Genomic DNA, 26,546 nt, shown 5'->3' with positions numbered 1-26,546 from the left:
ATACCTCATGTTGCCGGGTTGGGGTTTGTCGCCAGTTCGGCAACGAGTTGCCCCCAGGCTTGCCGCTCGGGGGTGATGATCGGGGCGGGATGCCCGCACTCGATCCGGGTTTTTTTCGTGTGACAGGAAGGACAGCGGGCGGCACAATTCGCCGGGTCAAAGGCCAGGTCGGGCCGGGTCCGCACGGACTGGATATGGTCGATTTCCAGCCGCCCGCGCCGGGTGCCGCAATCCACGCAAGCCCAGTTGTCCCGTTCCAGCACGATCTGGCGCAGAACCTGCCAGCGTTTGGTCGAGGTCACGCGCTTTGAATGCCGGTGCCAATCGCGCATCATGCCCATGCAACCCTCGCTTTCCGCAGAGGTGCGGCCTTGCGCCGCTGGCCCTCGGCAACGGCCAGGATGGAGGCTGCGATAGCGTCAATGCGGCCCAGGCTTCGCGCCTTGGTCAGCTTGGCGTTCATCGCATCATCGACCACGACAAGCGCGTCAGCCGCCGCAGAGCGCAGCAGCAGGGACGGAGCCGTGCGCACTTCCCCGTCAAAGACAGCCTTGCGGAAGCCTTCAACGTCCTGCCCGCCGTCGCGGAAGCCTTGCCCCCGGAAAACCACGGGAACGCGGATGCCTGCCGCTGTCAGGGCGTCCAGCAATTCCGCCTGCCGGTATCGGTCGCAGATCAGGGCGCGCACATCAGCGTCCTGCACCAGATCGTCCCAGACTTGCCGCAGCCACGGCCCGACCTGCACGGTGCTTTCGCCGGTCACGGTCAATTCGCCCCGGTCGTGCATCTGCACATAGCGGTCCTTCACGCCATCCGCTTCGCCACGATCCGCGAGGCCGGGTTTCTGGGGGAATGCGCCCTGCACCTCAAGACGGCCTGTCAGCGGCCAATACAGCGCCACGGCGGACATGCTGCGGCTGCCGCCAAGGTCCAGGCCCACAATGCACTCGCCTTCACGCGGGGGCAGTTCTGTTGCCTCGCAAGCCTGCCATTCGTCAGCCGTCACCAGCTGCGCCTTGCCCACGTCCGAAACGCGCTGATTGAGGCTGTAGAGCCGGAAGCCCGTGAGAGCCTGTCCGCCCCGCTGGATCGCCACGCGGGCCTGATCTTGCAGCCATTGCAGGGACGGGCCGATGCCATGTTCCGCGCCGGGGTTTGCAGCCTTGATGCCTGCCAAGTCGTCGGCAGGCTGGCCCAAAGGCGCGCGGCATTCGATGATGAAGGAATGAGGCGGGGGGTTGTCCAGCATCTGCGAAAACGGGTGCGTGTCGTCGCTTGCCGAAGTCGATATGATGATGGTCTTGGCCCGCCGCTTGCCCGCCGAAGTCTCTAAGGCCGCATGAAGCTGCATCCCCTTGTCAGGATGCCAATGGCCGAATTCATCCTCGCAAATCATCGTCGGGCTTAGGCCAAGCAGGTTCTTGGCATCTGCCGCCACGGCCCGGATCATGCCGCCGCCGTTGCCTTCATAGCTGATTTCCAGACGTGGAGCCTGCCGGAAGGTGAACAGCGCCTGTTCATCCTCGGGCAGTTGCAGAACGATGGCCTGCACATATTCCCAAGCGATGCGCGCCTGTTCCTTTACGCGGGCCGCGATGATCACTTGCCGCCTCGGCTGATCGTCAGACACGCCCATGAGGTGCGCCAGGGCCAGCGCCGCAGACAGCATCGACTTGCCTTGTCCCCTGCCAACGGAAAGCATCGCCGTCATTGTCTCGGGTGCCAGAACGCCCCGAATGAAGTCCTCTTGAAAGGGTGCCAGGCTGAAATTCTGCCCATGCAACGGCCCCTCGGGGATCCGCAGGGACCGGATGAAGTCCAGGGTTTTTGCCGCCGGATCGTCAGAACGCGCGCGAGGATTAGTCAGCCCCCGGTGCTTGGATTTGCCGACTTTGGGGGCATTGGGACCAGATGCGGCCTGCCCCTTGCGCCCCTTCGCCCTGGTCGCTGCCGCCGTCACACCGCCACCCTGCGATAGCGGGCTGCGATGCGAGACGCTGCCACCGATAGTCCCTGCGGCCCATCCTCGGCCCCGCGCAGATCATAGGACCGCGCCGTCTGGTCAGCGATGGCAAGCGCCAGGTCATCGGGGATGCTGCCTGCATCAGGGCCGAAGCCCGCGACATAGGACACGACCACAGGCCCGCGTGTATAGTCGGGCAGGTGCAGCACGGGATAGCGCCCGCCTGTCAGTCCGTTCACCAGGGCCAGCCCGTCCACCAGCACCTCGGCATCAGATGCAGCAGGACCGCAGGGCAGGGGGATGGCTTGCCCCGTGGCATCCACGGTCAGCGTGATCAACTGATGCAGCAGGGCCAGTTCCGCATGGGCCTCGATCTCGCGGGCAGCAGCACGGGCCATCATCGCAATGGCTGCATCATCGTGATCGCCGTCAACGCGCGCGTGTTGCTTCACCGCGTCCAGGTCGAACGGGTCGGCAAGGCTGATCGGGGTGCGGGTGTAGGACATCATTTGCTTGGGGCCTCGGTTTGTTCCAATGTAGTCTAGTTGAGAATGGTTCGCAACTATGCGATAGGCAATAGCCGGTCCCCGCTACTGTCCCCCCGACATGCAGGAGACAGACATTCGGCTTCCTCGATCCGTATCCACGCGATGCCCGATGACGGGGGCCAGCCGCTGTCCCGCAGGCTTTGATCCTGCCCCGGTGGGATGCCTCCCTGTCCGGTCCCCGGTCTGTCACCACAGGTCATTCCCGTGTTCACCAGCCGGTGGGTTAAGTGTCGCGTTTCTGGCGGGGCCTAGAATGTGCCGGTGTCCCGCCGGGTTGGGGTAGTCCCCGGATCGTCATTGCCGCGATTTGGTGCGGGGTTGCGGCATCCCCTTCCGCTGAATTCGCTCGGCGGTCAGAAGCTAGGGCGGTTGGTGGAATATGCCCGGCTCATGGTCCGGTCTGCTTCGATGGATGGATGCCCCCGCGCCGCGCCCGTGACGCGGGGGCAGGGGTTCGCTATTTCGGCGGGGCCAGAAGCAGGGTCTGGATTTCACGCCGGTCGCGTTCTTCATCGATCCGGTCGATTTCCAGTTGCACCATGCTTATGTGCCGTTCGATTGCTTCCCGCAGAATGTCGGCAATGACGTTCGGCGGCAGGGCTTCCAGCTGGCAGGTGCCGCCGTCCCATCCCTTTGACCGGCTGTCTGTCGCCTTTGGTGGGGCAGTCGGCAGCCCATACTGGCGCACCTGATCCGCAGTCAGGGCGACACGCTCAAAGGTGACATGGATTGTCCCCCATGGCCTGTCGGTTTCCACAAACGCGGCCACGTCCTCGGCCACGCTGTCGAAGATGGAAACTCCGCTCGGGTCGAAGTCGCCCAGGTGCAGGATCACGGTCGGCTTGCCGATCCGGCAGATACGCGCTGCCAGATCCTTCTTGGCCGTCAGGCTGTCAAAGCCGCCGGACGAATAGGCGCGCACCGAATAGGGTTCGGCCACATCGTCCAACTGGGGCAGCATCCCCGCCGCTTCGCACCAAACCTCGATATGCAGGTCTTGCCCGGCCAGCTTATCGCGGGTGTAGTTCCTGCCCATTTCACGAACGCGGCGCAGAAAAGCATCCCGATCCTCGAAGTGATCGCGGCGATAGGTCGTCACCCCATCGTCACGGATCGCTGCGAAGGGGATGAACCGGCCCCGGCGCGCATTGGCAAGGTGATGGCAAAGGCGACCATAAGCCGCCTCCGTCTTGTCATAGCCATGCGCCCCGACCAGCCGATAGAAGATCTGGCGACAGGTCAGCGGCCAATACTGGCGATATTCGTCCAGCACGTCTTTGACCTGTTCCAGAAGTTCCAGCGTCTTGGCTTGGGGGCGGTAGTTTTCGATGTAGCCACGCGCCCGGCCAGTTTTACGGCTGGCTGTAATATCGTCCGGTTCAGTTTTACGGCTGGCTGTAGAAAGGTGATGAACGCTCATTCGATCACCTCAAAGTCGTCCTGCCCGTCAAAGTCGCCACGGTGCCGATAGACCTCGTTCACCATGCGCATCATTAGGGCGTGTTGCTTGGGGCTTGGTCGCCAGTTGCGCCGCTTGGACTGCTTAGCGATGGACAGGGCAAAGCCCTTGGCCCATTCCTCCTTTGCCGCCTTGCAGACGGACGGCCAGGACCAGAGCAGTTCATCGACCGGGGGCAGGGATTGCGTATTCATGCCGCAGTCCTCCGGTCGATATGCCCCAGGAACGCCGCTTGGTCGCGCCCGCTCATGGCCTCGTAACAGGCCAAGGCATAGGCTTTCAGTTCGGCGCGGCTGGCCCAAGATGCCCAATCGCGGGCCGATGCCATGATGCCCATGAAGGGGGACAGAGGATCGCCGGGGCGCAGCGCGTCGATGAACCGTTCCATCAGCGGGATGCGGTCGTGCGGGTCGCAGGCCAGAACGGCCTCCATCAAGACCCTTGCCGCCGACTCACGCTGAATGTTAAGATCCACCCATTCCAGCCAGGAATGCAGATCAGCCCCGGTTGCGCCCGTCAGCGCGCCGGGGTTTTCGTTTGTGTCTATTTCAGGGCTGGAAAGGCCGTTATCACGTTCACCGCCCGTTCGCGGTATGTCCTGATAACGATTTTCGGGGAAGCGGTTGATCTGGCGGGAAACCAGCGGGGCTTTGCAATCCGCTGCGTAACCTCTCCGCCAACCCGCCGCCGTCAAGGTGGGCATGGAATAGAGGATCGGCCCGCCGCTTGCAAGACGGGAATGTGCGGCGTTGCGAGGTCCACCAAATCGTGGCAATAAGCTTGAAAGCACTTGCAGAGGCTCCCTAAGATGAGCGATTTCGCCACCCGGCGCACCATGATGGTGGACACGCAGGTCCGCCCCAACGATGTCACCCGCTTTCCCGTGATCGAGGCCATGCTGGCCGTCCCGATGGAGGATTTCGTGCCCCCCTCGCGCCGGGCGGTGGCCTATGCGGGGGAAAACCTGGACCTGGGCGGGGGACGCGTCCTGCTGGAGCCGCGGACGCTGGGCAAGATGATCGACATGCTGGACCTGCAGCCCGACGACCTGGTCCTGGATCTGGGCTGCGGCTATGGCTATTCCTCGGCGGTCGTGGCGCGGATGGTCCAGGCCGTCGTCGCCATCGAGGAACAGCCCGAGATGGCGGCCGAGGCCGAGCGCCGCCTGGGCGAGGCGGGCGTCTTCAACGTCGCGGTGCTGAATGCCCCCCTGGCGCAGGGCGCGCCGAAGCACGGTCCCTATGACGCGATCATGATCGGCGGCGGGGTCGAGGAGGTGCCGGAGGCGGTCCTGGACCAGCTGAAGGAAGGCGGGCGCATCATCGCGCTGTTCCTGGAAGGCGCCCTGGGGGTCGTCCGCATCGGCCACAGGCTGAACGGCCGCGTCAACTGGCGCTATGGCTTCAATGCCCAAGCCCCCTTGCTGCCGGGGTTCGAGCGCGAGAGGGGGTTCACGCTATGATCAAGCTGCGTCGTTTTTCAGCGGTCGCCGCCGTCGCGTTGACGGCTTTCACCAGTCACGCAGCCGTGGCCGAATCCTTGGCCGACACGATGGTCGCGGCCTATCGCCATTCCGCCCTGATCGAGCAGAACCGCGCCGTGCTGCGGGCCGCCGACGAGGACGTGGCCGCCGCGCTGGCCGAACTGCGGCCCATCGTCCAATGGACCGCCAGCCATCAGGTGTCGCGCAACGAGAATGCGTCGGACTATCTCACGGCCCGCTCGACCTCGTTGCAGATCGGCGCGCAGATGCTGCTTTACGACTGGGGCCGGTCGCAACTGGCGATCGACGCCGCCAAGGAACAGGTCCTGGCGACCCGCCAAGGCCTTGTCTCGGTCGAGCAGGACATCCTGCTGGCCGCAACCGTAGCCTTTTTCGACATCAAGCAGGCGACCGAGCAGGTGGCCCTGCAGCGCAACTCGGTCGAGGTGCTGAGCCGCGAACGCCAGGCCGCGCAGGACCGCTTCGACGTGGGCGAGATCACCGTGACCGACGTGGCGCTGGCCGATGCGCAGCTGGCGGAAACCCAGGCCGGGCTGGCCTCGGCCCAGGGGGATCTGGAGATCGCGCGCGAAGCCTATCTGGCCGCGACCGGACGCTTTCCCACCGGGCTGGACGCGCCCCCGCCGCTGCCCAGGCTGCCCGCCTCGGTCGATGAGGCGCGGGCCATCGGACAGCGCAACCACCCGCTGATCGCGCAGGCGCAGCGCCAGGCCGCGGCCTCGGAACTGGGCGTTGCCCAGGCCGCGGCCGAACGCAATCCGTCGCTGTCGGCCAATGTCGCGGCGGGCATCACCCGCAGCCCGCAGCAGTTGACCGGGGAATACGACACCCGCAACAGCGCCTCGGTCGGGCTGGAACTGAACCAGACCATCTATTCGGGCGGGCGCCTGCCTGCCGCGCATCGCCGGGCCATGGCGCTGCGCGACCAGGCGCGGGCCAACCTGCTGAACGTGTCGCGCCAGATCAGCCAACTGGTCGGCGAATCATGGGCCAACATCGACGTTGCCCGTGCCCAGATCGGGGCCATCGACGAACAGATCTCGGCGGCGCAGCAGGCCTATAACGGGGTGCGGGAAGAAGCGGCGCTTGGCGCGCGCACGACGCTGGACGTGCTGGACGCCGAACAGTCGCTGCTGGAGGCGCGGGCCAACAAGATTACGGCGGAAGCCAACCTGCAATTAGCACATTATCAACTTCTGGCTGCTATGGGTCGTCTTACGGTAGAACACCTGAACCTGGGGATTCCGACCTATGACCCTTCGCAGTACTACAATGCCGTGCGCGACGCGCCTTATACCAGCAAGCAGGGCGAAAGCCTTGACCGCGTGCTTCGCGCGATCGGCCGCAACTGAACGTCTGATCCGCGGGGGCGTCCATGGCTGACCCCCGCTTTTCACAAAACGCCGCCCGTCTGTCCGAGGACATCGGGGACGTGCTGTCCGCCATCCGCCGCATGATCGCCGATGACGACGCGCTCAGCACCGCGCGGGACCGGATCCGGGCAGGGCGCTCGGACCTGGTCCAGGACGACGCGGGCGAATTCCTGGCCCGCCGCTATGGCGGCAATGCCGCGCTGGCGCGGCAGATGGTCGAAACCGCCGAAGCGGTCCGGCCTGCGCTTCGCGAGCCGCACGACGTTGAGGATGCCCCGCAGGTCCCGGCCTTCATCCTGCGCACGGCACCCAAGCCTGCCGCCCCCGTGGCGCCCCTGAAGCTCGCGGCCGAGCGGCGGATTGCCGAGCCGGAGCAGGCCAAGCCCTCGGGCTGGCGGGCCTGGCTGCGGCCGGAGGCTCGCGAAAGCGCGCCGCTGCCCGAACCCGCGCCCGCCCCGGCCAGCCTTGAAGCGGCGATCCAGGACATTGGCGAGGATGCCGACGATTTTGCCGAAGCCTTCGACTGGAAGGCGCGGATGCGGCCCGAACTGGACGAACCGGCCCCCGTCCTGGCCGCCAAGCCGGTGGACCAGCGCCCCTCCGGCTGGACCCTGCCGCCCGAACCCGCGTCCGATCCCGTCGCCGAACTGGCCGCCGCGGCCGCCGCCTTCGATGCCGAACTGCAGGCGCAGGCCGATGGGGACAGCACCGAGCAGGACATCCGCGACATGCTGCGCGAGATGGTGCAAGAGGAACTGAACGGAGAACTGGGCCAGCGGTTCTCGGCCAATCTGCGCGCCGTCATTCGCCGCGAGGTCGCCGCCGCGCTCGAGGCGCAGCTGGACCGGTTCTGACACCGCGGGGGGCAGCGCCTGACCCGGCGCTGCCCGGACATCCGCTCAGGCGGCCGCGGTTTGCAGCGTCTTGGCCCACCAGGTCAATTCGTCCAGCATGGCCTTCAGCGACCCTTCCAGGTGATCCTCGATCTCGGCTATCGGGGCGTTTGCGCCCAGGGGCGAGACCTTGAAGAAATCGCCTCCGCCGATGTGGACGGCGTTGCGCAGGGGCACCATCTGAAGCTCGATCCCGATCAGGCGCAGGTGTTCCAGGGCGCGCGCCCCGCCCATGCTGCCATAGGCCAGCGCCGAAAACGGCTTGCGGTTCCATTCCTTGAAGGCCTGGTCCAGCGCGTTCTTCAGCGCGCCGGTGATGGAATGGTTGTATTCCGCGACGACGAAGATGAAGCCGTCGAAGCCCGCCAGCGTTTCCTGCCAGGCCACCGCGTTCGGGTCGCCCGACGGCATCCACAGGTTCGACGCGGGCTCGTTGAAGAAGGGCAGGTTCCGGTCGCGCAGGTCGATGAGCGCGAAGTCCAGGTCGGGATGATCCTTGACCTTGTCCATCAGCCAGGCCGTCGGCTTGTCGGCAAAGCGCGTGTCGCGGGTGGAGCTGATGATGACGCCGATGCGGGGCTTGGTCATGTCCGTTTGTCCTTTCGTTGGAATGGCACGGTCAGCCTAACGTCTTTTCGCGGGCGCGGTTCACCCTTTCGGCAGGGCGGGGGCGCACAGCCTGTTCCGCATTCATGCACAACGGTCTTGATCGGGGCGCGCGGCGGTGGTCTACCGATCCTTATGAAAAAGTCCGACAACCCCGCCGATCCGTTCAAGAAGGCCCTGTCCGAGGCGACGCGCGCCCTGGCCGACGATCGCGAACTGAACGTGACCTTCAGCGCCGATCCCTCGGGCGTGGCGGGCGACACGATGCGCCTGCCGCAGGTCAGCCGCCGCATGGGCCGGGACGAGATCCTGCAGGCCCGCGGCACCGCCGACGCCCTGGCGATGCGGATGCGCCACCACGATGCCGCGACCCATGCCCGCTTCGCCCCCGCCGGACCCATGGCGAAGGAGCTTTACGAGGCCATGGAAACCGCCCGCTGCGAGGCGCTTGGCGCCCGCGACATGCCGGGCGCCCTGTCCAACATCGACGCCCGGATCGGCGCGGATGCGGACAAGAAGGGCTACGGCCAGATCAAGGCCCCCGCCGACGCGCCGCTGGCCGTGGCTGCGGGCTATATCGTGCGCCAGGCCGCGACGGGCCGCGCGCTGCCCGGGGGGGCGCAGCATGTGGCCGACCTGTGGCGGCCCTTTGTCGAACAGCAGGCGGGCGGGTCGCTGTCGCATGTGAACGAGGTTCTGGCCGATCAGGCGGCGTTCTCTCGCCTGTCGCGGCAGGTCATCAGCGACCTGGGCTACGGCGACCAGCTGGGCGACGATCCCGACCAGCAGGAAGACGACGATTCGGACGACAGCGCCGAACAGGACGAGGAAGCGGGCGACAACCAGTCCCGCGACCAGGACGACAGCGAGGATGCCGAGGCCTCGCCCGAGCGGTCCCAGGAACAGAGCCAGGACGAACGGCAGGCCCAGGTCAGCATGGATGACCAGTCCGACGAGCAGCTGACCGACGAGGCCGAGATGCCCGAATCGGAAACCCCGCCCGACCTGCCGCCCCCGGTCAGCGATGCGAGCGCGGATTACAAGGTCTTCGCCCAGACCTGGGACGAGGAGATCCGCGCCGAGGATCTGGCCGATCCGGCGGAACTGGAACGGCTGCGCGCCTATCTGGACAAGCAGCTGGAACCCCTGCGCGGCGCGGTCAGCCGCCTGGCGAACAAATTGCAGCGCCGCCTTCAGGCCCAGCAGAACCGCAGCTGGGAATTCGACAAGGAGGAGGGCGTGCTGGACGCGGGCCGCCTGGCGCGGGTAGTGGCGAACCCGACGACTCCGCTGTCCTTCAAGGTCGAAAAGGACACCGAGTTCCGCGACACGGTGGTGACGCTGCTGATCGACAATTCCGGGTCGATGCGCGGTCGCCCCATCAGCATCGCGGCGATCTGCGCCGACGTTCTGGCCCGCACCCTGGAGCGGTGCAGCGTCAAGGTGGAGATCCTGGGCTTCACCACCCGCGCCTGGAAGGGCGGGCAATCGCGCGAGGCTTGGCTGCAGGCGGGCCGTCCCGCCCAACCGGGGCGGCTGAACGACCTGCGCCACATCATCTACAAGCCCGCCGACGCGCCCTGGCGGCGGGTGCGGCCGAACCTGGGGCTGATGATGAAGGAAGGGTTGCTCAAGGAAAACATCGACGGCGAGGCGCTGGAATGGGCGCATCGGCGGCTGGTGCGGCGGAGCGAGGCGCGCAAGATCCTGATGGTGATCTCGGATGGCGCGCCCGTCGATGATTCGACCCTGTCGGTCAACCCGGCGAATTACCTGGAAAAGCACCTGCGCGACGTGATCGCCATGGTGGAAAAGCGGCGCATGGTGGAACTGCTGGCGATCGGCATCGGCCATGACGTGACGCGGTATTACGAACGCGCGGTGACGATCACCGACGCGGACCAGTTGGCCGGCGCGATCACCGAGCAACTGGCCGCGCTGTTCGACGCCGATCCGCGCAAGCGGGCGCGGGTCTTGGGGATGGCCCGCCGCGCCTGATTGCGTCCCGCGGTGGCCGGGGGCTGTCTGCCCCCGCTAGGGCCTGCCGGCCCCTTCTCCGCTGAAAAAGGTCCACTGGACCTTTTTCCGGGCGCTGCGAAGCCCGAGGATATTTCAGCACAGAAGATGAGGCAGGGTGGCGCGCAGCTTTGCCATGCCGCCGGGTTGCCAGCCCAATGCGCGCAAGCGGTCGCAGGTCTGGATGCGCAGAAAGGCGGGATCGGCGCGGTCGGGCAGGGGATGGGGGCAGTTGGTCAGCGTCCGAACCTCGGCCAGCAAGTCGTGGCGGTCTAGGATCAGGTCGCTGCAATTGACCTGCGCGGGCGGGTCGGGCTGGTCCAGCAGCAGCAGGATGGCGGCGGCCAGGTCGTCGCCGTGAACCTCGGTCGCGATGCGGGGCGGGATGGGACGGCCCGCCAGATAATCGTCGAACAGGCCGCGCCATTTGGCGGGCAGGCCATAGACGCCGGTGGCGCGGATCGCGGTGCCCTTGACCGGCAGCTGCGCGAGGAAGGCCTCGGCATCGGCCTTGACCTGGCCGTAAAGGTTGGCGGGGCGGGCGGGCAGGTCGTCGGGCAGGGGCGTGCCCGGCGGATAACCGTCATGGACGGCGCGGGATGACAGGAAGACGATGCGGTCCACCCCATCCCGCACGGCGGCGTCGAACAGCCGGAATGTGCCGTCGCGGTTCAGGCGCCCGAAGGTTTCGGGATCCTCGCCCTCGCCCCCCCGATAGCGGCCGGGGGCATGGGCGAAGGCGCAATGGATCAGCGCGTCATGGCCCGACAGGTCGGGCGCATCGCCCAGGCGGAAGCCGGTGCCGCGGTCCAGGGGCGTGACTTGGTGCCCCGCCGCCCGGGCCGCGCGCAGCACGAAGCCGCCGACGATGCCCGAGGCGCCGGTCAGGGCGATGCGCATCAGGCGGCGGGGCGGGCCTGCGCGGCCAGGTCGGGGACGGGGTGGCCTTCGGCGATGGCGCGCCACAGCTCGATCAAGGGGCGCAGCAGATGCGCCTTGTCGTGGTCCTGCCAGGGCTTTTCGTATTGGAAATGCAGGATGCGGATGTCCTCCCAGCTCCACAGTTCGGGCATGTTCATCCACACGTATTGCAGCATGTTGTGGTGGATCGACAGCCCGTGCCAGTCGGGGAAGTAGTCCTGCAGGAAGGTCTGGTCGGTGCGCCGCCAGAAGACGCCGGGGCGGTCCAGATGCGCCATCATCGCGTGATAGGTGCGGATGTCGGGGCGCGCGGTGAAGACGCCCGAATTCATGCGGTGGAACCCGTCCAGCCCGTCATAGACATTGGGCGCGGCGCAGAATTCCGGCAGGTCGAACAGCTTTTCCACGGAACGCAGCACCACCGCGTCGGCGTCGATGAAGACGCAGCGGTCATAGTCCAGTTGCCACAGCCGCAGCTTGACGAAGTTGTCCAGGGGCGTGTGGAAATCGGGCTTGCCGCCGCGAGTGAAGGCCGCGCGGGCGTGCAGGGCGTCGCGGGCATGGGTGCGGTCGAAGGTCTCGCCGGTGGGCAGCAGGTCGGCGGCGATCAGCCGGGCGCCGTGCGCGCGCAGCCGCGCCAAATGGGCGGGACCAAGGCCGCGATGCATCACCACCAGGTCGGCGCGCGTGCCCGTCAGCTTTAGCGACCGCAGCAGCGCCTCGGCCCCCGGCAGATAGTCGGGATTAGTGACCAGCGTGACATAGGCATGGTCGGATCGGGCGGGGATTTCAGCCTGCAGGCCGTCGGGCAGGGCGTGGCCGTTGCCACGCGATGCGGCGGGGTACAGCGGCGAGATCCGGGTGGTGTCCATCGGGTATCCTGGGCAGTCAAGGAAGTCTGGCGGCGGCTTGGCGCGACGTTATGGCGTTTTTACGAACCGTTGATGACAGAACGCACCGGGCTTTGCCAAGGTTCATCGAAAGGCTAACCTGCCCGCCACAAGCAAGGAAACCGTCATGAGCCTGCCCCCCGACCTTTCCGGCCGCCTGCGTGGCATCTTGGGAACACGCCTGTCCGAGACCGCCGCCGACCGCGGCCACCATGCGCAATCGGAAAGCTTTCACCGTTCGCCCGCGCCCGACGCCGTGGCCTGGCCCGAGAGCGCCGAGGAGGTGGCAGTGATCCTGCGGGCCTGCAACGAGGCGCGCGTTCCGGTGATCGCCTGGGGCACCGGCACCTCGCTGGAAGGGCACGCGCTGCCGGTGCAGGGCGGTCTTTCGCTCGATCTGTCGCGGATGGACAAGGTGCTGGAAGTGCGCCCCGAGGACATGCAGGCCAGCGTCCAGCCCGGCGTCACGCGAGAGGCGCTGAACACGGAACTGCGCGCGACGGGGCTGTTCTTTCCGGTCGATCCCGGGGCCAATGCCAGCCTTGGCGGGATGGCCGCGACGCGGGCCAGCGGCACGACCGCCGTGCGATACGGCACGATGCGCGACAACGTGCTGGCCTTGCAGGTGGTTCTGGCCGACGGGCGCATCATCCGCACCGGCACGCGGGCCGCGAAATCCAGCGCGGGCTACGACCTGACCGGCCTGTTCGTCGGGTCCGAGGGCACGCTGGGCGTCATCACCGAACTGACCCTGCGCCTGCACGGCCAGCCCGAGGAGGTCGCGGCCGCCGTTTGCGCCTTCGACAGCCTGGATCACGCCGTGGAATGCGTCAGCGCGACGATCCAGTCGGGCATCCCCATGGCGCGGATCGAGTTCGTCGATGCGGCCAGCGCGCGGGCCTTCAACCTCCATTCCGGCAGCAGCCTGCCGGAACAGCCGCACCTGATGATCGAGTTCCACGGCAGCCCCAATGCGGTGCGCGAGGATGCGGCCCGGTTCGGGGACATCGCGGCCGAGTTCGGCGCCCGGGGTTTCGACTGGGCCACGACGGCGGAAGATCGCGCCCGGCTGTGGCGGATGCGGCACGGCGCCTATCACGCCTGCCTGGCGCTGCGGCCCGGGGCATCCGGGCTGATCACCGATGTCTGCGTACCGATGTCGCACCTGCCCGCCGCCGTTCATGCCGCCGCCGAAGACATTGCCGCCGAGGGGCTGATCGGTCCCATCCTGGGCCATGTGGGCGACGGCAATTTCCATTCGCTGCTGCTGGTCGATCCCGCCAGCCCCGATGAAATCGCGGCGGCCAAGCGCATCGCCACGCGCATGGCCGAACGCGCGCTGGCCGTGGGCGGCACGATCAGCGGCGAACATGGAATCGGCATCGGCAAGCGCGGCCTGATGGCGGCCCAGCACGGCGAAGGCTGGCAGCTGATGGGCCAGATCAAGGCGGCGCTGGATCCCCGGGGCATCCTCAACCCCGGAAAGCTGGTGCCCGACAGGAACTAGGCCGTCGTCCGGCAGTTGCCTTGCCAAGTCACCGGAGGAAATCCCATGTCCCACAACGACAACAATCCGCAGCGTTCGGCCAGCCGCCACAAGCCCGCGTTGATCGCCCTGGCCATCGCCCTGCTGGCGGCCTTCCTGGCCTTCATGGTGTTCAGGCCCGGAATGGACGAACAGAACGAAGGGCTGGCGACCACGCCCCCGCCCGCCGACACCCCGATCAGCAATGCGGAAGGCACCGACGGCACGGCCCCGCCGGTGGTCTCGCCCGAAGGCCTGCCCGAACCCGAGGACAGCGAGGTCCGCGGAACCGAAGCCGCGCCTGCCACGGAAAACGTCGCCCCCGCGACCCAGGACGCGCCCCGGGATGCGAACTGACTGACGCACTCGTGACCGTCACCGCCCGGTGACTTTCCCTCACGACCTTGCGATAAGCGGCGAAAAGGCGCGGCAAGCGCCCGATGCAAGGTCGAAGGGGCAGGATGCGGTATTTCAGCAAGATACTGATGGGGCTGATGCTTGTGCTGGCGGTGGCCTGCGCGCGGACACCCGAACGGGGCGGCTATCGTGCGGCGCCGGGACCGGGGGCCAATCCGCAACTGGGCGATTCGGCGCCCCATGACTGGGGCGGGCGCCATCCCTATGGCCATGCCGTCCACGGCATCGACGTGTCGCGCTGGCAAGGGGACATCGACTGGAACCGCGTCCGCAGTGCCGGGATCAGCTTTGCCTTCATCAAGGCGACCGAGGGCGGCGACCATTACGACCCCAGCTTCCACCGCTATTGGCGAGAGGCCGCGGCGGCCCGGATCCCGCGGGGGGCCTATCATTACTACTACTTCTGCCGCTCGGGCGCGGAACAGGCGGCCTGGTTCATCCGCCAGGTGCCGCGGGAAATCGGATCGCTGCCGCCGGTCATCGACCTGGAATGGACCCGTTCGCAGACCTGCCCGTATCGCCCCTCGCCGTCCGAGATCAAGCAGCAGGCGTCCATCTTCATGGACATCGTGGGGCGGCATTACGGCCAGCGTCCGATCATCTACACGACGGTCGATTTCTACCGCGACAACCGGCTGGGCGACATGCGGGCGGAATTCTGGCTGCGCTCGACCGCCGGCCATCCCAGCGAGCGTTATCCGGGCCAGCGGTGGGCCTTCTGGCAATATACGGGGACCGGCATCGTTCCGGGGATTCGGGGCAACACCGACCTCAACGCCTTTGCCGGATCGCGCGAGGATTGGGTGCGATGGTTGCAAACACGCCTGACACGGTAAGACCCCGCCTCTGGCTGGGGATCGAGTTCGCGGCGCTTTATGTCGGGGCGCCGCTGGCCATCGCGCTGTTCATGCCGGGCCGCCACCTGTTCGAGGCGCTGGCAGTCTTTTCCGTCGCGGGCCTGCTGCTGTTGTGGCGCACCGGTGGCTTCGGCTTCCGCTCGCTTGTCCGGGGGTGGAGCAGGATGCCCTGGCTGGAGGTCCTGGGCCTGTCGCTCGCCACCCTGCTGGCGGGCACGGCGATCCTGTATGTCACCCATCCCGAGCGGCTGTTCGCCATGCTGCGGTCGGGGATGCTGCCGCTGATCTGGGTGTTCTATCCGCTGCTGTCGGCGCTGCCGCAGGAGCTGATCTTCCGCCCGCTGTTCTTCCACCGCTACGGATCGCTGCTGCCGCAAGGGCAGGGGGCCATCGCCGTCAACGCCGCGATCTTTTCCTTTGCCCACCTGATGTACTGGTCGTCGGTCGTGGCTGTCATGACCTTCGTGGGCGGCTGGATCTTCGCGCGCGCCTATCTGCGCCACGGCTTTCCGGCGGCCTGGATGCTGCACGCGGTCGCCGGGAACGTGCTGTTCACCGTCGGCATGGGGGCCTATTTCTATACCGGCAACGTGGTGCGCCCGTTCTAGGTTGACTTCCCGGCCCTGCCGCGCTTGATGCACGGCGGATTATTCGGGGAACGACCATGCACGCCTATCGCAGCCACACCTGCGGCGACCTGACCGCCGCCCATGCCGGCGAAACCGTCCGCCTGTCCGGCTGGGTCCACCGGGTCCGCGATCATGGCGGCGTGCTGTTCGTCGATCTGCGCGACCATTACGGCATGACGCAGGTGCTGGCCGACAGCGACAGCCCGGCATTCGCCGCGATGGACAAGTTGCGCGCGGAAACCGTCGTGCGCATCGACGGCCGCGTGAAGCTGCGCGATGCCTCGCTGGTGAATGCGAAGCTGCCGACCGGCGAGATCGAGGTCTATGCGACCGAGATCGAGGTGCTTGGCCCGGCCGACGAGCTGCCCCTGCCGGTCTTCGGCGACCAGGAATACCCCGAGGAAACGCGGCTGGCCTATCGCTTCCTGGACCTGCGCCGCGAGTCGCTGCACAACAACATCATGCTGCGGTCGCAGGTGGTGCGATCCATCCGCAACCGCATGTGGGACGGGGGCTTCACCGAGTTCCAGACGCCGATCATCACCGCCTCCAGCCCCGAAGGCGCGCGCGATTTCCTGGTGCCCTCGCGCCTGCATCCGGGCAAGTTCTACGCCCTGCCGCAGGCCCCCCAGCAGTTCAAGCAGCTGATCATGGTCGCGGGCTTCGACCGCTATTTCCAGATCGCCCCCTGCTTCCGCGACGAGGATCCCCGCGCCGACCGCAGCCCCACCGACTTCTATCAGCTTGACCTGGAGATGTCGTTCGTCGAGCAGGAGGATGTCTTTGCCGCGATCCAGCCGGTCATCCAGGGGTTGTTCGAGGAATTCGGAGGCGGCCGTCCCGTCGATGCCGACTGGCCGCGCATTCCCTATGCCGAGGCGCTGCTGAAATACGGCAGCGACAAGCCCGACCTGCGCAACCCGATCGAGATGCAGGTCGTCAGCGACCATTTCCGCGGCTCGGGCTTCGGCATCTTCGCCAAGCTTCTGGAGCAGGAGGGGACCGAGGTCCGCGCCATCCCGGCGCCGGGCGGCGGGTCGCGCAAGTTCGCGGATCGGATGAACGCCTTCGCGCAGCGCGAGGGGCTGCCGGGGATGGGGTATATCTTCTGGCGCTCAACGGTGCCGAATCTCGAAGAACTAGGCTATGAGCAACTTTCCGAAAGGGGTGATGCTTATGAAATGCATGCATTTATGCAGGCTCAAGAGCGGCGCGAGGCATGGCTGGCAGCGCATGGTGAAACGTATGAAGCGGCTGGACCAATCGCCAAGGCACTTGGTCATGAAAAAACAGAAGCAATTCGAAAACAGCTAGGATTGGGGATAGGCGATGCCGCCTTCTTCCTCGGCGGCCGCCCCGAGCAGTTCGAGACCGTGGCAGGCCGTGCGCGCAACGAGATCGGGCGCGCGCTTGGCCTGACCCGGGAAAACCAGTTCAAGTTCGCCTGGATCGTCGATTTCCCGATGTATGAAAAAACCGACGACGGCAGGATCGACTTCAGCCACAACCCGTTCTCCATGCCGCAGGGCGGGCTGGAGGCGCTGAACGGCGATCCCTTGCGGGTCAAGGGCTACCAATACGACCTCGCCTGCAACGGCTACGAGCTGATTTCGGGCGCGATCCGCAACCACAAGCCCGAGATCATGTTCAAGGCCTTCGAACTGGCGGGCTATCCCGCGTCCGAGGTGGAAAAGCGGTTCGGCGGCATGGTCAAGGCCTTCCGCTATGGCGCGCCGCCGCACGGGGGCTGCGCCGCCGGCATCGACCGGATCGTGATGCTGCTGGCGGACGAGGTGAACATCCGCCAGGTCATCATGTTCCCCATGAACCAGCGGGCCGAGGATCTGATGATGGGCGCGCCGTCCGAACCCACCAACGAACAGTTGCGCGAATTGCGCCTGCGCGTCCTGCCGAAAGAGTGATCCGCCCTTCGCCTCGCGCCTGACCCGGGCACGGGGATTGCCGGACAAGGCGAGGGGTCAGGCGGTGCGCGGCATCGGGCTGCGCGTCCCCGGGGATCAGGGTGGCCGCGCGCAAGCGTTTGGTCCGGTTCCAAGGCTCGACAGGGGGAAAAATCCGCGCATTCTTGGCGGGATACCGAAAGGAAGGTGCGGTATGCAGGGTACAAGTTCCACAAGGCCCGAAACCTCCCTGTCCGAATTCGTGCCGCCGCCAGGCCCCGCGGCGCAGCCCATCCGCAGCGACATCCTGCAACCCTTGTCGGCAGACCGCCACGCCGCCGACCTGTTTCAGGCGCAGGCCGGGCACGATGCGCTGTGGACATGGCTGCCCTATGGTCCCTTCCCGTCCCGAAGCGACCACCAGGCCTGGATGACGCGGGCCGAGGCCTCGACGGACCCCTTTTTCCTGGCGATCCTCGATCCCCGGACCGGGCGGGCGGCGGGCCATGCCGCGTTCCTGCGCATCGACACGGCCAATGGCGTGATCGAGATCGGGCATATTCTGCTGACGCCGTCCTTGCAGCGCGGACGGACCGCCAGCGCGGCCCTGATGGCAATGATCGCCTGGGCCATGGATCACGGCTATCGCCGGGTCGAATGGAAATGCAACGCGCTGAACGAACCCTCGCGCCGGGCGGCCCTCCGGCTGGGCTTCACCTACGAAGGCACGTTCCGCAACCACATGATCGTCAAGGGCGCAAACCGCGATTCGGCCTGGTTCTCGATCACCGATGCCGACTGGCGGGCCTTGGCGCCGGCCCATGCGGCCTGGCTGGACGACGCGAATTTCGACGCCGAGGGCCGGCAACGGCAAAGCCTGTCGGATCTGACGGGCAGGGCGCTGCCGGGGCGCGATGGTGCGGCCTAAAGGCTTGCGACCCTGGCCAGACGTTCCTGCACCAGCCCGCTGATCCGCGCCAGGTCGCTGGCCAGGGCGTGGCCTGCCTCGCGGTCGCGTTGCAGCGCGGTGGCGGCGGCTTCCAGCACCGGGTCATGGGCCGACCGGGCGATGCCCGCCAGGAAATGCGCGATGTAATCCACCGCCGTGGTGTCCTGCGCGCTGGCCAGGATCTCGGCTACATGGGCCAGGTCGTCGCGCAGGCCCGAGGGGTCGGGCTGGATCACCTCATCCGGCAGGATGCGCAAGCCGTGGCCCCGCGCCTCGACCGGCAGGGCCGAAAGGATTGTCTGCTGGAAGACCGCCAGGCTTTCGATGGGCTTGGCCAGAAAGCCATCCGCCCCCGCAGCCATCGCCAGATGCCCAAGCCCGGGATCGCCCGAGATGCCCAGCAGCACCGGCACGCGCGGTTCCGTCGCGGCGATCTGCCGGATCAGCCCCGCGCCGTCGCCGTCGGGCAGGCCCAGGTCCACGATCACCACCGCCGGGCGATAGGTCTGCAGGTGCCGCGCGGCCGACCGCAGGCAATCGGCCCGCCGGATCCGCGCGCCCGAGCGCAGGCAGAGCAGCCGCACGGCCTCGCTGGCGAAGCGGGAATCCTCGACCACCAGGACGGTCAGCCCGGCCAGCGGGCGGTTCGGCGATGCGGCCCGCCACAGGGGCAAAGCCTCGACCACGTCGGACGCGATGTCGTTCTGCATGTCAGTGTCCCTACCAATGTCGCCGTTCCAGTTAGCGGCTGATTCGCTAAGAAGCGGTTAATGCCGCCGGGTTTTCCTTTCACCGCCAGCCTGAAGGCCCTAGAAGCGGGGAAAACGGAGGAAATGATGATCGGACGCCTCAATCACGTCGCCATCGCGGTTCCCGACCTGGGCGCGGCGCAGGCCCAATATGCGGACACCCTGGGCGCCCGGGTGGGCGCGCCGCAGGACGAACCCGACCACGGGGTCACGGTGGTCTTCATCGAACTGCCCAACACCAAGATCGAACTGCTTCATCCCCTGGGCGAGGACAGCCCGATCCGGGGCTTTCTGGACAAGAACCCTTCGGGCGGGATCCATCACATGTGCTTCGAGGTGGAGGACATCCTGGCCGCCCGCGACCGGCTGAAGGCCGAGGGCGCGCGCGTGCTGGGCAACGGGGAACCCAAGATCGGCGCGCATGGCAAGCCGGTGCTGTTCCTGCATCCCAAGGATTTCAACGGCTGCCTGATCGAACTGGAGCAGGTCTGATGAACCTGACCGGAGGCATCGTCCTGTTCGCCGTCCTGTGGTTCCTGACGCTGTTCATCGTGATCCTGATCGGCCAGCAAAGCCAGCAGGACGCGGGGGAAATCGTGCCGGGCACCCCCGCAGGCGCGCCCGCCGACCTGCGGCTGCGCGCCAAGCTGATCTGGACCACGGCCATCACCGCCGTGATCTGGGCAGCCATCGCCACCGTCATCCTGGGCGGCTTCGTCACCCGCGCGGATATCGCGAACCTGGACCGGATGTTCCGCTGACCAGATGGAACAGATGCGTGAAGGCCGCTGCCGCCAGCAGCGGCACTGCGATGTTCACCACCGGAATGACCAGCGCCACCGCGACCAGCACGCCCGCCAGCATGACCCGCGCCCCGTTGGCCTTGCGCAGGGCGGTGGCCTGCGGTTCGTCCATGTGACGGCGTGCGGCCATCTGGAAGAACTCTCGCCCCAGCAGCCAGCCGTTCGCGCCGAACAGCAGCACCGGCGCCAGCGGACCCAGGAAGGGCGTCAGGACCAGCGACAGCACGGCCACCGCCAGCACGGCCAGAACAACGGCAACCGATTCCAGCAGCCCGTCCAGGAAATCCAGCCCGCTGCCGCGCCGGGCGGGATAATGGATCTCCTCGACCGCGTCGGCCACCTGTTCGGCGAACAGCCCGGCAAAGCCCGCCGCGACCGGAGCCATCAGAAAGAACCCCATCAGCGGGAACAGCGCCAGCGACCCCCAGGACAGGGCCGATCCGACATCCAGCGTGCCGATCCAGGGCAGCGACCAGCCCCCCGGAACGAAGCTGCGGACGGCCCAGAAGACCGCCGATTGCAGGGCCACGAACAACAGGATCGTCAGCCCGACCCCGATCAGCGCCAGCCGCAGGATGCGCGGGCGCAGCAGGTCCAGCCAAGCCAGGACCAGGGCGCGGAACACCATCATTCCAGCCAGGTCGTCTTGGCCGCGACATCGGGGCGCGGGCGTTCGGGCGGGGTTTCCCCCCGGCTGCCCAGGTGGACCAGGCCCACGATGCGCTCGTTGTCCGACAGGCCCAGGTGCTCGCGTCCGAAGGCCTGATCCAGCACCGCAGGTCCGGTCAGCCAGGCCGCCCCCCAGCCTGCGGCCAGCGCCGCGTTGACCAGCCCCAGGCAGACCGCGCCCGCCGACAGGAACTGTTCCCACTGGGGCACCTTGTCGCTGGCAACCGGGGCCGAGACCACCGCCACGATCACCGGCGAGGCAAAGGCCGAGGCCGCCTTGTCCGCCGCCGCCCCATCCTGACCCGATGCCAGCACCCGGTCGCGCAGGATCGGTGCCATCCGGTCCAGTGCCGCGCGTTCCAGCACGACGAAGCGCCAGGGTTCCAGCTTGCCGTGGTCGGGCGTGCGCGCGGCTAGCGTCAGCAGGCGCAGGATCTCGGCCCGGTCGGGGGCGGGTTCGCGCAGCATCTTGGGCGGATGGGACCGGCGGGTCGCCAGGAAATCCAGCGCGGCCTCGTTGCGATAGGTCATGGCAGTCTCCTTCGCGCCCGTTCTTTCCGAAAGCGGCAGGCGGCGCAACCTAGCCGCGCTCGATCCGGTAATTGCCCTCGGGCAGGTTCAGCGCCAGCCGCAGCTCGGCCAGCTGGTGCATCGACAGGGTGACGCGCACCACCTCGTCGTCGGGACCCACCTGCTCCACCACCACGCGGTCGTCGAAGGACAGGATCACCACGTCCTCGTTCAAGGGACCGGTGTCGGGTTCGACCTCGTCGATCAGGGTGATGACGGTGGCGTCGAAATCATGCTCGATGGTGAACATCCAAAGCTCCTCGGTTCGGGCCGACATTCGCGTGATGAGCGTGCTTCGGCAGGCGGGCAGGGTTTGCGCGGCTTCTGGCGACACGATAAGATCGCCGCGATCAAAGGGTAAGACCGCATCACGGCGAAATGCGGCGAAGGGCAAGGGACAGGGTGATGAGGCAAGTCGCGGCGATCCTGGGTGCGGGGCTTCTGGGCGTGGCGGCCTGCGCGCCCCTGCCGATGGACCAGGCGACGGTGCCGACCGGTCCCTATCCCATCCCCGCGCCCGTCCTGACCAATGACGGCAGCCCGCAATCGACCGCCCGCATGTTCGTGGCCGTGATGCGCCGGATGGAGCCTGCGGTCGAACGCGAATGCCTGCAACGGCGCACGCAGCCCATCAACTGCGACTTCCAGTTCGTCGTGGACGACCGCCCGGGGCAAGAGGCCAATGCCTTCCAGACCATCGACGCCACCGGCCGCCCGATCATCGGCTTTACCCTGTCGCTGATCGCCCAGACCCGCAACGGCGACGAGATCGCCTTTGTCGTGGGCCACGAGGCCAGCCACCATGTCCTGAACCACCTGGACCGCAAGGCGGGCGCGGCGGCGGCAGGGGCGGTGATCCTGGGCAGCATCGCATCCGTTTACGGCAACAACCCCGACGCGATCGAGACCGCGCAGCGCATCGGCGCCTCGGTCGGGTCGCGCTATTATTCCCGTGACTGGGAGCTTCAGGCCGACTATCTGGGCGCGATCATGACGCTGAACGCGGGCTTCGATCCGATCAACGGATCGCGATTCTTCGAGCGAATCCCCGATCCCGGCGATCATGTCCTGGGCACCCATCCGTCGCGTGCCGCGCGGCTTGCCCAGGTCAGGCGGGCTGTCGATGACGTGGTCAGCGGGCGGGTCCGATAGGACAGGCAGGGGCGTGGCCTGCGGCAAATATGCCACGTTTTCTGCCGGAAAATCGGCATCCGGGCAAGGCCATCCCCGACGGAATTCATTTTCGATCAAAAACCTGGGTCATAAACAACGCGTTGGACTTGGTCGTGCCTGCTACCAATGGGGACGCTAACAATTTGCGTCCGGAAGATAAAAAAGGCTGACCTATTGGCGGAAATCTGCTTTTGTCGTCATTACCTTGCACATAAAATGCATGTGACTTGACGTGGTAGCGCGATGCCGGAGGGCGTCCGTTTGGAGTTGCGGAATGATCGGCGTCGTTGTGTGGAGTAGCGTGGACAAGGAAAAGGCGGTGATCTGGTGCGAGGATCACGCAGCCCTGGCCTATCTGCAGGGTCGCGAGAATCTGGCCAGCCCGTCATGCTGGCCCCAGCCAGGGGATCTGGTCGAACTGGAAAGCGAGATCATCGGCGCGCTGCGCAATGCCCGCCGCGTCAGCCTGCTTTCGGAACAGGAATACGCCGACCTTCCCGGAATGCTGCGCGCCATTGTGCCCGCGGCCGAATCGCACCTGCGCATCGTCTGCTCGAACGTCCAGCCCGAGGCGAAGGACCAGCTTGCAGCGCCGCCGGGGCTGAGGGCGGCCGCCGCAAGCTGACGCGGTCAGATCCCGCGCGACAGGGCGGCGACGCCGGTGCGGGCCAGATCGGCCAGCCCCAGGGGGCGCATCAGGTCGGCAAAGGCGTCCAGCTTGGTGGGCGTGCCGACCAGTTCGAAGACAAAGCTTTCCAGCGTCGAATCGACCACGTTGGCGCGAAAGATTTCGGCGATCCGCAGCGCCTCGACCCGCTTTTCGCCTTGGCCGCGCACCTTGAACAGGCCCAGTTCGCGTTCGACCGCCGGACCCTCGACCGTCAGGTCGTGGACCTCGTGCACCGGCACGATCCGCCCCAGCTGCGCCTTGACCTGCGCGATCACCGCGGGCGTGCCGCGCGTGACCAGCGTGATGCGCGAGCGGTGGCCAGTGTGATCGACCTCGGCCACGGTCAGGCTGTCGATGTTGTAGCCGCGGCCTGAAAACAGCCCGATCACGCGGGCCAGCACGCCCGGTTCGTTCTCGACCAGCACGGCCAGGGTGTGGCTTTCCTCGACCTGCGAATTCGGGTCGCGCAGGTCATAGGCCGAATGGCTGGACGCGCCCTTCTGGATGTTCAAAGCGTTCATTGTCTTGCCTTTGCATTGGCATAAATATCCCGGGGGGTGCGGGGGGCTGGCCCCCCGCCCAACGGCTCAGACCAGCACCGCGCCTTCCGATTCGATCACGCCGAAGGTCGCGGCCTCGCCCAGCAGCATCTCGTTATGCGGCTTGCCGGACGGGATCATCGGGAAGCAGTTCTCGTGCTTCTCGACCAGGACATCCAGGATGAAGGGACCGTCGTAATCCAGCATCTGCTGGATCGCACCGTCCAGATCCTTGGGATCCTTGACCAGCGCGCCCTTGCAGCCGAAGGCCTCGGCCAGCTTGACGAAATCGGGCAGGCTGTCCGACCAGCTCTGGCTGTAGCGTTCGCCATGCAGCAATTGCTGCCACTGGCGCACCATGCCAAGGCGTTCGTTGTTCATGATGAACTGCTTGACCGGCAGGCGGAACTGAACCGCGGTGCCCATTTCCTGCATGTTCATCAGCCAGCTTGCATCGCCCGCGACGTTGATGACCAGGGCGTCCGGGTGGGCCATCTGCACGCCGATGCTGGCCGGCAGACCGTAACCCATCGTCCCCAACCCGCCCGAGGTCATCCAGCGATTCGGCGCGTCGAAATGCAGGTATTGCGCGGCCCACATCTGGTGCTGGCCCACCTCGGTCGTGATGTATCGGTCACGGCCCTTGGTCAGCGCCTCCAGCCGTTCCAGGGCGTATTGCGGCTTGATGATCGTGTCGCTGTTCCGATAGCCCAGGCAGTTCTTGGCCTTCCAGCCTTCGATCTGTTGCCACCACTGGTTCAGCGCGGCGCTGTTGACCTTGCGGCCGCGCGACTTCCAGACCTTCAGCAGATCCTCCAGCACGTGACCGACATCGCCGACGATGGGAATGTCCACATGCACGACCTTGTTGATGCTGGACGGGTCGATGTCGATATGGGCCTTGATCGACTGCGGGCTGAAATCCGCGATCCGTCCGGTGATCCGGTCGTCAAAGCGCGCGCCGACGTTGATCATCAGGTCGCAGCCATGCATCGCGAGGTTTGCCTCGTACAGCCCGTGCATCCCCAGCATTCCCAGCCAGTTCTTGCCGGATGCCGGATAGGCGCCAAGCCCCATCAGGGTCGAGGTGACGGGAAAGCCCGTCGCATCCGCCAGTTCGCGCAAAAGCTGGCTCGCGCCGGGACCCGAGTTGATGACGCCGCCGCCGGTATACAGGATCGGCCGCTCCGCCGCCTCGATCAGCTCGACCAGGCGGGTGATGGCGGTGATGTCCCCCTTGCGGACCGGCTGATACCGCGCAGGCTCGATCTGCTTGGGGCCGACATAGGTGCCGGTCGCGAACTGCACGTCCTTCGGAATATCGACCAGCACCGGTCCCGGACGCCCCGAGGTCGCGACCTGGAAGGCCTTGTGGATCGTCCCGGCCAGCTTGTCGGTGTCCTTGACCAGCCAGTTGTGCTTGGTGCAGGGGCGGGTGATGCCGACGGTATCGGCCTCCTGGAAACCGTCGGTGCCGATCATGAAGGTCGGAACCTGGCCCGACAGCACGACCAGCGGAATCGAATCGAGCAGCGCGTCCGTCAGCCCGGTGACCGCGTTCGTCGCCCCCGGACCCGACGTGACCAGCACGACCCCCGGCTTGCCCGTGGACCGGGCATAGCCTTCGGCCATGTGCACCGCGCCCTGTTCGTGGCGGACCAGGACATGGGTGATGTCGTTTTGCTGGAACAGCTCGTCATAGATGGGTAGCACCGCCCCGCCCGGATAGCCGAATACCGTATCGACGCCCTGATCGCGCAGGGCTTCGACAACCATTCTTGCACCCGTCATCATTCGGGACATCGCTTTTCTCCATCACAGCCAAGCCGTCGCCGGGGAATCCCGCCAGCGCGTCGGCGCAAACTATGGATGTGGTCCGGCAGGGTCAATGGGGTGGCGCGGATAAAATGACGCAGTTCACGCGAAATTTGTAATTTTCTTTCGCGGATCAGCGATCGAATTGCGGCAAGGCGATCCGGGCCACCTGTTCGACGATGGGATCGACCGACAGGGGATGCGCCTCGTTGGAATGGTCCTGCGGATCGCCGATCGGCTGCCAGACCCCGCCCTTGTAGATCTCCAGCGCCGAAAAGCGCGCCTTGTAGTCCATCTTGCGGCTGCCCGGCACCCAATAGCCCAGATAGATATAGGGCAGCTTGGCGGCCCGCGCGATCTCGATGTGATCCAGGATCAGGTATGTCCCCAGGCTCGCCGGTTGCAGGACGGGGTGGTAGAAGCTGTAGACCAGGCTCAACCCGTCATCCAGCACGTCGGTCAGGCAGACGGCGGCCAGGAAATCGTCGCCGGGCGCCAGGCGTTCGGGCCGGTCCCCGCTGCAGCGGTATTCGATCACGCGGGTCTTGACCGGCGTTTCCTCGATCATCGCGGCGAATTCGAAGATGTCCATGTCGGCCATCCCGCCGTCGGCGTGGCGGCTGTCCAGGTAACGGCGGAACAGCTCGAACTGCTCCTCGGTCGCCCAGGCACTGGTGGCCAGGCGCTTGAGGCCCGCGTTGCGCCGCATCAACCGGCGCTGCGTGCGCGAGGGCTGGAAGTCGGCCACCCGGATCCGCGCCGACATGCAGGCCACGCAGCTTTCGCAGCTGGGACGATAGAGCACGTTCTGCGACCGCCGGAAGCCCTGGCGGGACAGCGCGTTGTTCAACTCGGCCGCATTGTCGCCATGCAGCGCCGTGAACAGCTTGCGTTCCGCCCGCCCATGCAGGTAAGGGCAGGGCTGCGGGGCCGTGACATAGAATTGCGGCGCATGGGGAAGCGTATGGCGCATCAGGGGCGGCCCTTGTGGCGGGGTGTCGTTCCAGAACTGATCATGCGCCGAAAAGGATCCGTCTGCCCAACTGGGGATTTTCGCGAAAGCCTAGCAACGATTGTCCGGCACGCCAAGCAGGGAAAGCGTTAAAG

Annotated in this window: 30 protein-coding genes; 14 read left to right on the top strand and 16 right to left on the bottom strand. The window is 66.6% G+C overall.

Annotated elements, in window-relative coordinates:
• Nucleotides 1–5: 5 nt before the first annotated feature.
• The 6 genes from GIY56_RS03055 to GIY56_RS18455 all read right to left on the bottom strand — a co-directional run bounded on the left by GIY56_RS03055 (nucleotide 6) and on the right by GIY56_RS18455 (nucleotide 4,664).
• Nucleotides 6–335, bottom strand: coding sequence for an HNH endonuclease (locus tag GIY56_RS03055; RefSeq protein ID WP_230312238.1), 330 nt, complete (start codon nucleotides 333–335; stop codon nucleotides 6–8).
• Entirely contained in the window at nucleotides 332–1,960 is a 1,629-nt protein-coding gene (locus GIY56_RS03050) for a terminase large subunit domain-containing protein (protein WP_328288414.1), read from the bottom strand. The genes GIY56_RS03055 and GIY56_RS03050 overlap by 4 nt, the downstream gene beginning before the upstream one ends.
• On the bottom strand, nucleotides 1,957–2,472 hold the full coding sequence (locus GIY56_RS03045) for a head-tail connector protein (protein ID WP_154763325.1): 516 nt from the start codon (nucleotides 2,470–2,472) through the stop codon (nucleotides 1,957–1,959). Before GIY56_RS03045 ends, GIY56_RS03050 begins: the two co-directional genes overlap by 4 nt.
• Nucleotides 2,473–2,968: 496 nt before the next feature.
• Nucleotides 2,969–3,931: a hypothetical protein gene (locus GIY56_RS03040; RefSeq protein WP_230312236.1), complete on the bottom strand. Its 963-nt coding sequence runs from the start codon at nucleotides 3,929–3,931 to the stop codon at nucleotides 2,969–2,971.
• Nucleotides 3,928–4,164: a mycothiol transferase gene (locus GIY56_RS03035; protein WP_154763324.1), complete on the bottom strand. Its 237-nt coding sequence runs from the start codon at nucleotides 4,162–4,164 to the stop codon at nucleotides 3,928–3,930. Before GIY56_RS03035 ends, GIY56_RS03040 begins: the two co-directional genes overlap by 4 nt.
• Nucleotides 4,161–4,664, bottom strand: a complete 504-nt coding sequence (locus tag GIY56_RS18455) for a hypothetical protein (protein ID WP_154763323.1) — start codon at nucleotides 4,662–4,664, stop codon at nucleotides 4,161–4,163. Before GIY56_RS18455 ends, GIY56_RS03035 begins: the two co-directional genes overlap by 4 nt.
• A 114-nt stretch (nucleotides 4,665–4,778) precedes the next feature.
• On the opposite strand from GIY56_RS18455, the gene GIY56_RS03025 reads away from it, so the two are divergent.
• The 3 genes from GIY56_RS03025 to GIY56_RS03015 are packed head-to-tail and all read left to right on the top strand — an operon-like array spanning nucleotide 4,779 to nucleotide 7,701.
• The gene (locus GIY56_RS03025; RefSeq protein WP_154763322.1) at nucleotides 4,779–5,432 is read left to right on the top strand and encodes a protein-L-isoaspartate O-methyltransferase family protein; all 654 of its coding nucleotides are present in this window, start codon (nucleotides 4,779–4,781) and stop codon (nucleotides 5,430–5,432) included.
• The gene (locus GIY56_RS03020) at nucleotides 5,429–6,826 is read left to right on the top strand and encodes a TolC family outer membrane protein (RefSeq protein WP_154763321.1); all 1,398 of its coding nucleotides are present in this window, start codon (nucleotides 5,429–5,431) and stop codon (nucleotides 6,824–6,826) included. The genes GIY56_RS03025 and GIY56_RS03020 overlap by 4 nt, the downstream gene beginning before the upstream one ends.
• Before the next feature lie 23 nt (nucleotides 6,827–6,849).
• Complete coding sequence (locus GIY56_RS03015) at nucleotides 6,850–7,701, top strand: hypothetical protein (RefSeq protein ID WP_154763320.1); 852 nt, start codon at nucleotides 6,850–6,852, stop codon at nucleotides 7,699–7,701.
• A gap of 45 nt (nucleotides 7,702–7,746) precedes the next feature.
• Here the strand turns inward: GIY56_RS03015 and GIY56_RS03010 are convergent, their stop codons facing one another.
• The gene (locus GIY56_RS03010; RefSeq protein WP_154763319.1) at nucleotides 7,747–8,328 is read right to left on the bottom strand and encodes an NADPH-dependent FMN reductase; all 582 of its coding nucleotides are present in this window, start codon (nucleotides 8,326–8,328) and stop codon (nucleotides 7,747–7,749) included.
• A gap of 153 nt (nucleotides 8,329–8,481) precedes the next feature.
• Here GIY56_RS03010 and cobT point away from each other — a divergent pair, with 153 nt between their 5' ends.
• Nucleotides 8,482–10,344: a cobaltochelatase subunit CobT gene (cobT, locus tag GIY56_RS03005; RefSeq protein WP_154763318.1), complete on the top strand. Its 1,863-nt coding sequence runs from the start codon at nucleotides 8,482–8,484 to the stop codon at nucleotides 10,342–10,344.
• Between the two features lie 114 nt (nucleotides 10,345–10,458).
• Here cobT and GIY56_RS03000 read toward each other — a convergent pair whose 3' ends face one another.
• Entirely contained in the window at nucleotides 10,459–11,262 is an 804-nt protein-coding gene (locus GIY56_RS03000) for an NAD-dependent epimerase/dehydratase family protein (RefSeq protein ID WP_154763317.1), read from the bottom strand.
• Nucleotides 11,262–12,155 carry a glycosyltransferase gene (locus GIY56_RS02995; RefSeq protein ID WP_154763316.1) on the bottom strand — a complete coding sequence of 298 codons (894 nt, stop codon included), beginning with the start codon at nucleotides 12,153–12,155 and terminating at the stop codon, nucleotides 11,262–11,264. Before GIY56_RS02995 ends, GIY56_RS03000 begins: the two co-directional genes overlap by 1 nt.
• A gap of 145 nt (nucleotides 12,156–12,300) precedes the next feature.
• On the opposite strand from GIY56_RS02995, the gene GIY56_RS02990 reads away from it, so the two are divergent.
• From GIY56_RS02990 to GIY56_RS02965, 6 genes are all read left to right on the top strand, one after another.
• Nucleotides 12,301–13,680 (top strand): FAD-binding oxidoreductase, encoded by a 1,380-nt coding sequence (locus GIY56_RS02990; protein ID WP_154763315.1) that lies wholly within the window; start codon nucleotides 12,301–12,303, stop codon nucleotides 13,678–13,680.
• A gap of 45 nt (nucleotides 13,681–13,725) precedes the next feature.
• Nucleotides 13,726–14,055: a hypothetical protein gene (locus GIY56_RS02985; RefSeq protein WP_154763314.1), complete on the top strand. Its 330-nt coding sequence runs from the start codon at nucleotides 13,726–13,728 to the stop codon at nucleotides 14,053–14,055.
• Nucleotides 14,056–14,159: 104 nt separating this feature from the next.
• Complete coding sequence (locus GIY56_RS02980) at nucleotides 14,160–14,951, top strand: glycoside hydrolase family 25 protein (RefSeq protein ID WP_154763313.1); 792 nt, start codon at nucleotides 14,160–14,162, stop codon at nucleotides 14,949–14,951.
• Entirely contained in the window at nucleotides 14,924–15,580 is a 657-nt protein-coding gene (locus GIY56_RS02975; RefSeq protein ID WP_154763312.1) for a CPBP family glutamic-type intramembrane protease, read from the top strand. Before GIY56_RS02980 ends, GIY56_RS02975 begins: the two co-directional genes overlap by 28 nt.
• 56 nt (nucleotides 15,581–15,636) lie before the next feature.
• Nucleotides 15,637–17,523, top strand: a complete 1,887-nt coding sequence (gene aspS, locus GIY56_RS02970; protein ID WP_154763311.1) for an aspartate--tRNA ligase — start codon at nucleotides 15,637–15,639, stop codon at nucleotides 17,521–17,523.
• Nucleotides 17,524–17,716: 193 nt separating this feature from the next.
• The gene (locus tag GIY56_RS02965) at nucleotides 17,717–18,430 is read left to right on the top strand and encodes a GNAT family N-acetyltransferase (RefSeq protein ID WP_154763310.1); all 714 of its coding nucleotides are present in this window, start codon (nucleotides 17,717–17,719) and stop codon (nucleotides 18,428–18,430) included.
• On the opposite strand, the gene GIY56_RS02960 is transcribed toward GIY56_RS02965, so the two are convergent.
• Nucleotides 18,427–19,161, bottom strand: coding sequence for a response regulator (locus GIY56_RS02960; protein ID WP_154763309.1), 735 nt, complete (start codon nucleotides 19,159–19,161; stop codon nucleotides 18,427–18,429). The genes GIY56_RS02965 and GIY56_RS02960 overlap by 4 nt on opposite strands.
• Before the next feature lie 126 nt (nucleotides 19,162–19,287).
• Between GIY56_RS02960 and mce the strand changes: the two genes are divergently transcribed.
• Both mce and GIY56_RS02950 read left to right on the top strand, forming a co-directional pair.
• A complete protein-coding gene (gene mce, locus GIY56_RS02955; RefSeq protein WP_154763308.1) occupies nucleotides 19,288–19,692 on the top strand; it encodes a methylmalonyl-CoA epimerase in 405 nt (134 codons plus the stop codon).
• Entirely contained in the window at nucleotides 19,692–19,961 is a 270-nt protein-coding gene (locus GIY56_RS02950) for a DUF1467 family protein (RefSeq protein WP_154763307.1), read from the top strand. Before mce ends, GIY56_RS02950 begins: the two co-directional genes overlap by 1 nt.
• Here GIY56_RS02950 and GIY56_RS02945 read toward each other — a convergent pair.
• From GIY56_RS02945 to GIY56_RS02935, 3 genes are read right to left on the bottom strand one after another with little or no spacing between them, the layout of a single operon-like run.
• Nucleotides 19,918–20,634 carry an EI24 domain-containing protein gene (locus tag GIY56_RS02945; RefSeq protein ID WP_230312234.1) on the bottom strand — a complete coding sequence of 239 codons (717 nt, stop codon included), beginning with the start codon at nucleotides 20,632–20,634 and terminating at the stop codon, nucleotides 19,918–19,920. The two genes, GIY56_RS02950 and GIY56_RS02945, sit on opposite strands and share 44 nt — an antisense overlap.
• Nucleotides 20,631–21,203: a nitroreductase family protein gene (locus GIY56_RS02940; RefSeq protein WP_154763306.1), complete on the bottom strand. Its 573-nt coding sequence runs from the start codon at nucleotides 21,201–21,203 to the stop codon at nucleotides 20,631–20,633. The genes GIY56_RS02945 and GIY56_RS02940 overlap by 4 nt, the downstream gene beginning before the upstream one ends.
• Nucleotides 21,204–21,252: 49 nt before the next feature.
• Nucleotides 21,253–21,492 (bottom strand): hypothetical protein, encoded by a 240-nt coding sequence (locus GIY56_RS02935; RefSeq protein ID WP_154763305.1) that lies wholly within the window; start codon nucleotides 21,490–21,492, stop codon nucleotides 21,253–21,255.
• Nucleotides 21,493–21,647: 155 nt separating this feature from the next.
• Between GIY56_RS02935 and GIY56_RS02930 the strand changes: the two genes are divergently transcribed.
• Nucleotides 21,648–22,394: a M48 family metallopeptidase gene (locus GIY56_RS02930; RefSeq protein ID WP_154763304.1), complete on the top strand. Its 747-nt coding sequence runs from the start codon at nucleotides 21,648–21,650 to the stop codon at nucleotides 22,392–22,394.
• Nucleotides 22,395–22,689: 295 nt separating this feature from the next.
• Nucleotides 22,690–23,040 (top strand): hypothetical protein, encoded by a 351-nt coding sequence (locus GIY56_RS02925; RefSeq protein ID WP_154763303.1) that lies wholly within the window; start codon nucleotides 22,690–22,692, stop codon nucleotides 23,038–23,040.
• A gap of 5 nt (nucleotides 23,041–23,045) precedes the next feature.
• Here the strand turns inward: GIY56_RS02925 and ilvN are convergent, their stop codons facing one another.
• The 3 genes from ilvN to GIY56_RS02910 all read right to left on the bottom strand — a co-directional run bounded on the left by ilvN (nucleotide 23,046) and on the right by GIY56_RS02910 (nucleotide 26,412).
• Nucleotides 23,046–23,606, bottom strand: a complete 561-nt coding sequence (gene ilvN, locus GIY56_RS02920; RefSeq protein ID WP_154763302.1) for an acetolactate synthase small subunit — start codon at nucleotides 23,604–23,606, stop codon at nucleotides 23,046–23,048.
• Between the two features lie 66 nt (nucleotides 23,607–23,672).
• A complete protein-coding gene (locus GIY56_RS02915) occupies nucleotides 23,673–25,427 on the bottom strand; it encodes an acetolactate synthase 3 large subunit (RefSeq protein WP_154763301.1) in 1,755 nt (584 codons plus the stop codon).
• A 145-nt stretch (nucleotides 25,428–25,572) separates the two neighbouring features.
• On the bottom strand, nucleotides 25,573–26,412 hold the full coding sequence (locus GIY56_RS02910; RefSeq protein WP_154763300.1) for an arginyltransferase: 840 nt from the start codon (nucleotides 26,410–26,412) through the stop codon (nucleotides 25,573–25,575).
• Nucleotides 26,413–26,546: the final 134 nt, after the last annotated feature.

This window comes from Paracoccus lichenicola (assembly GCF_009708075.1).
GTDB classification, from domain to species: domain Bacteria; phylum Pseudomonadota; class Alphaproteobacteria; order Rhodobacterales; family Rhodobacteraceae; genus Paracoccus; species Paracoccus lichenicola.
The sequence above is the reverse complement of the archived record's forward strand: the minus strand, read 5'-3'. Positions and strand labels throughout refer to the sequence as shown.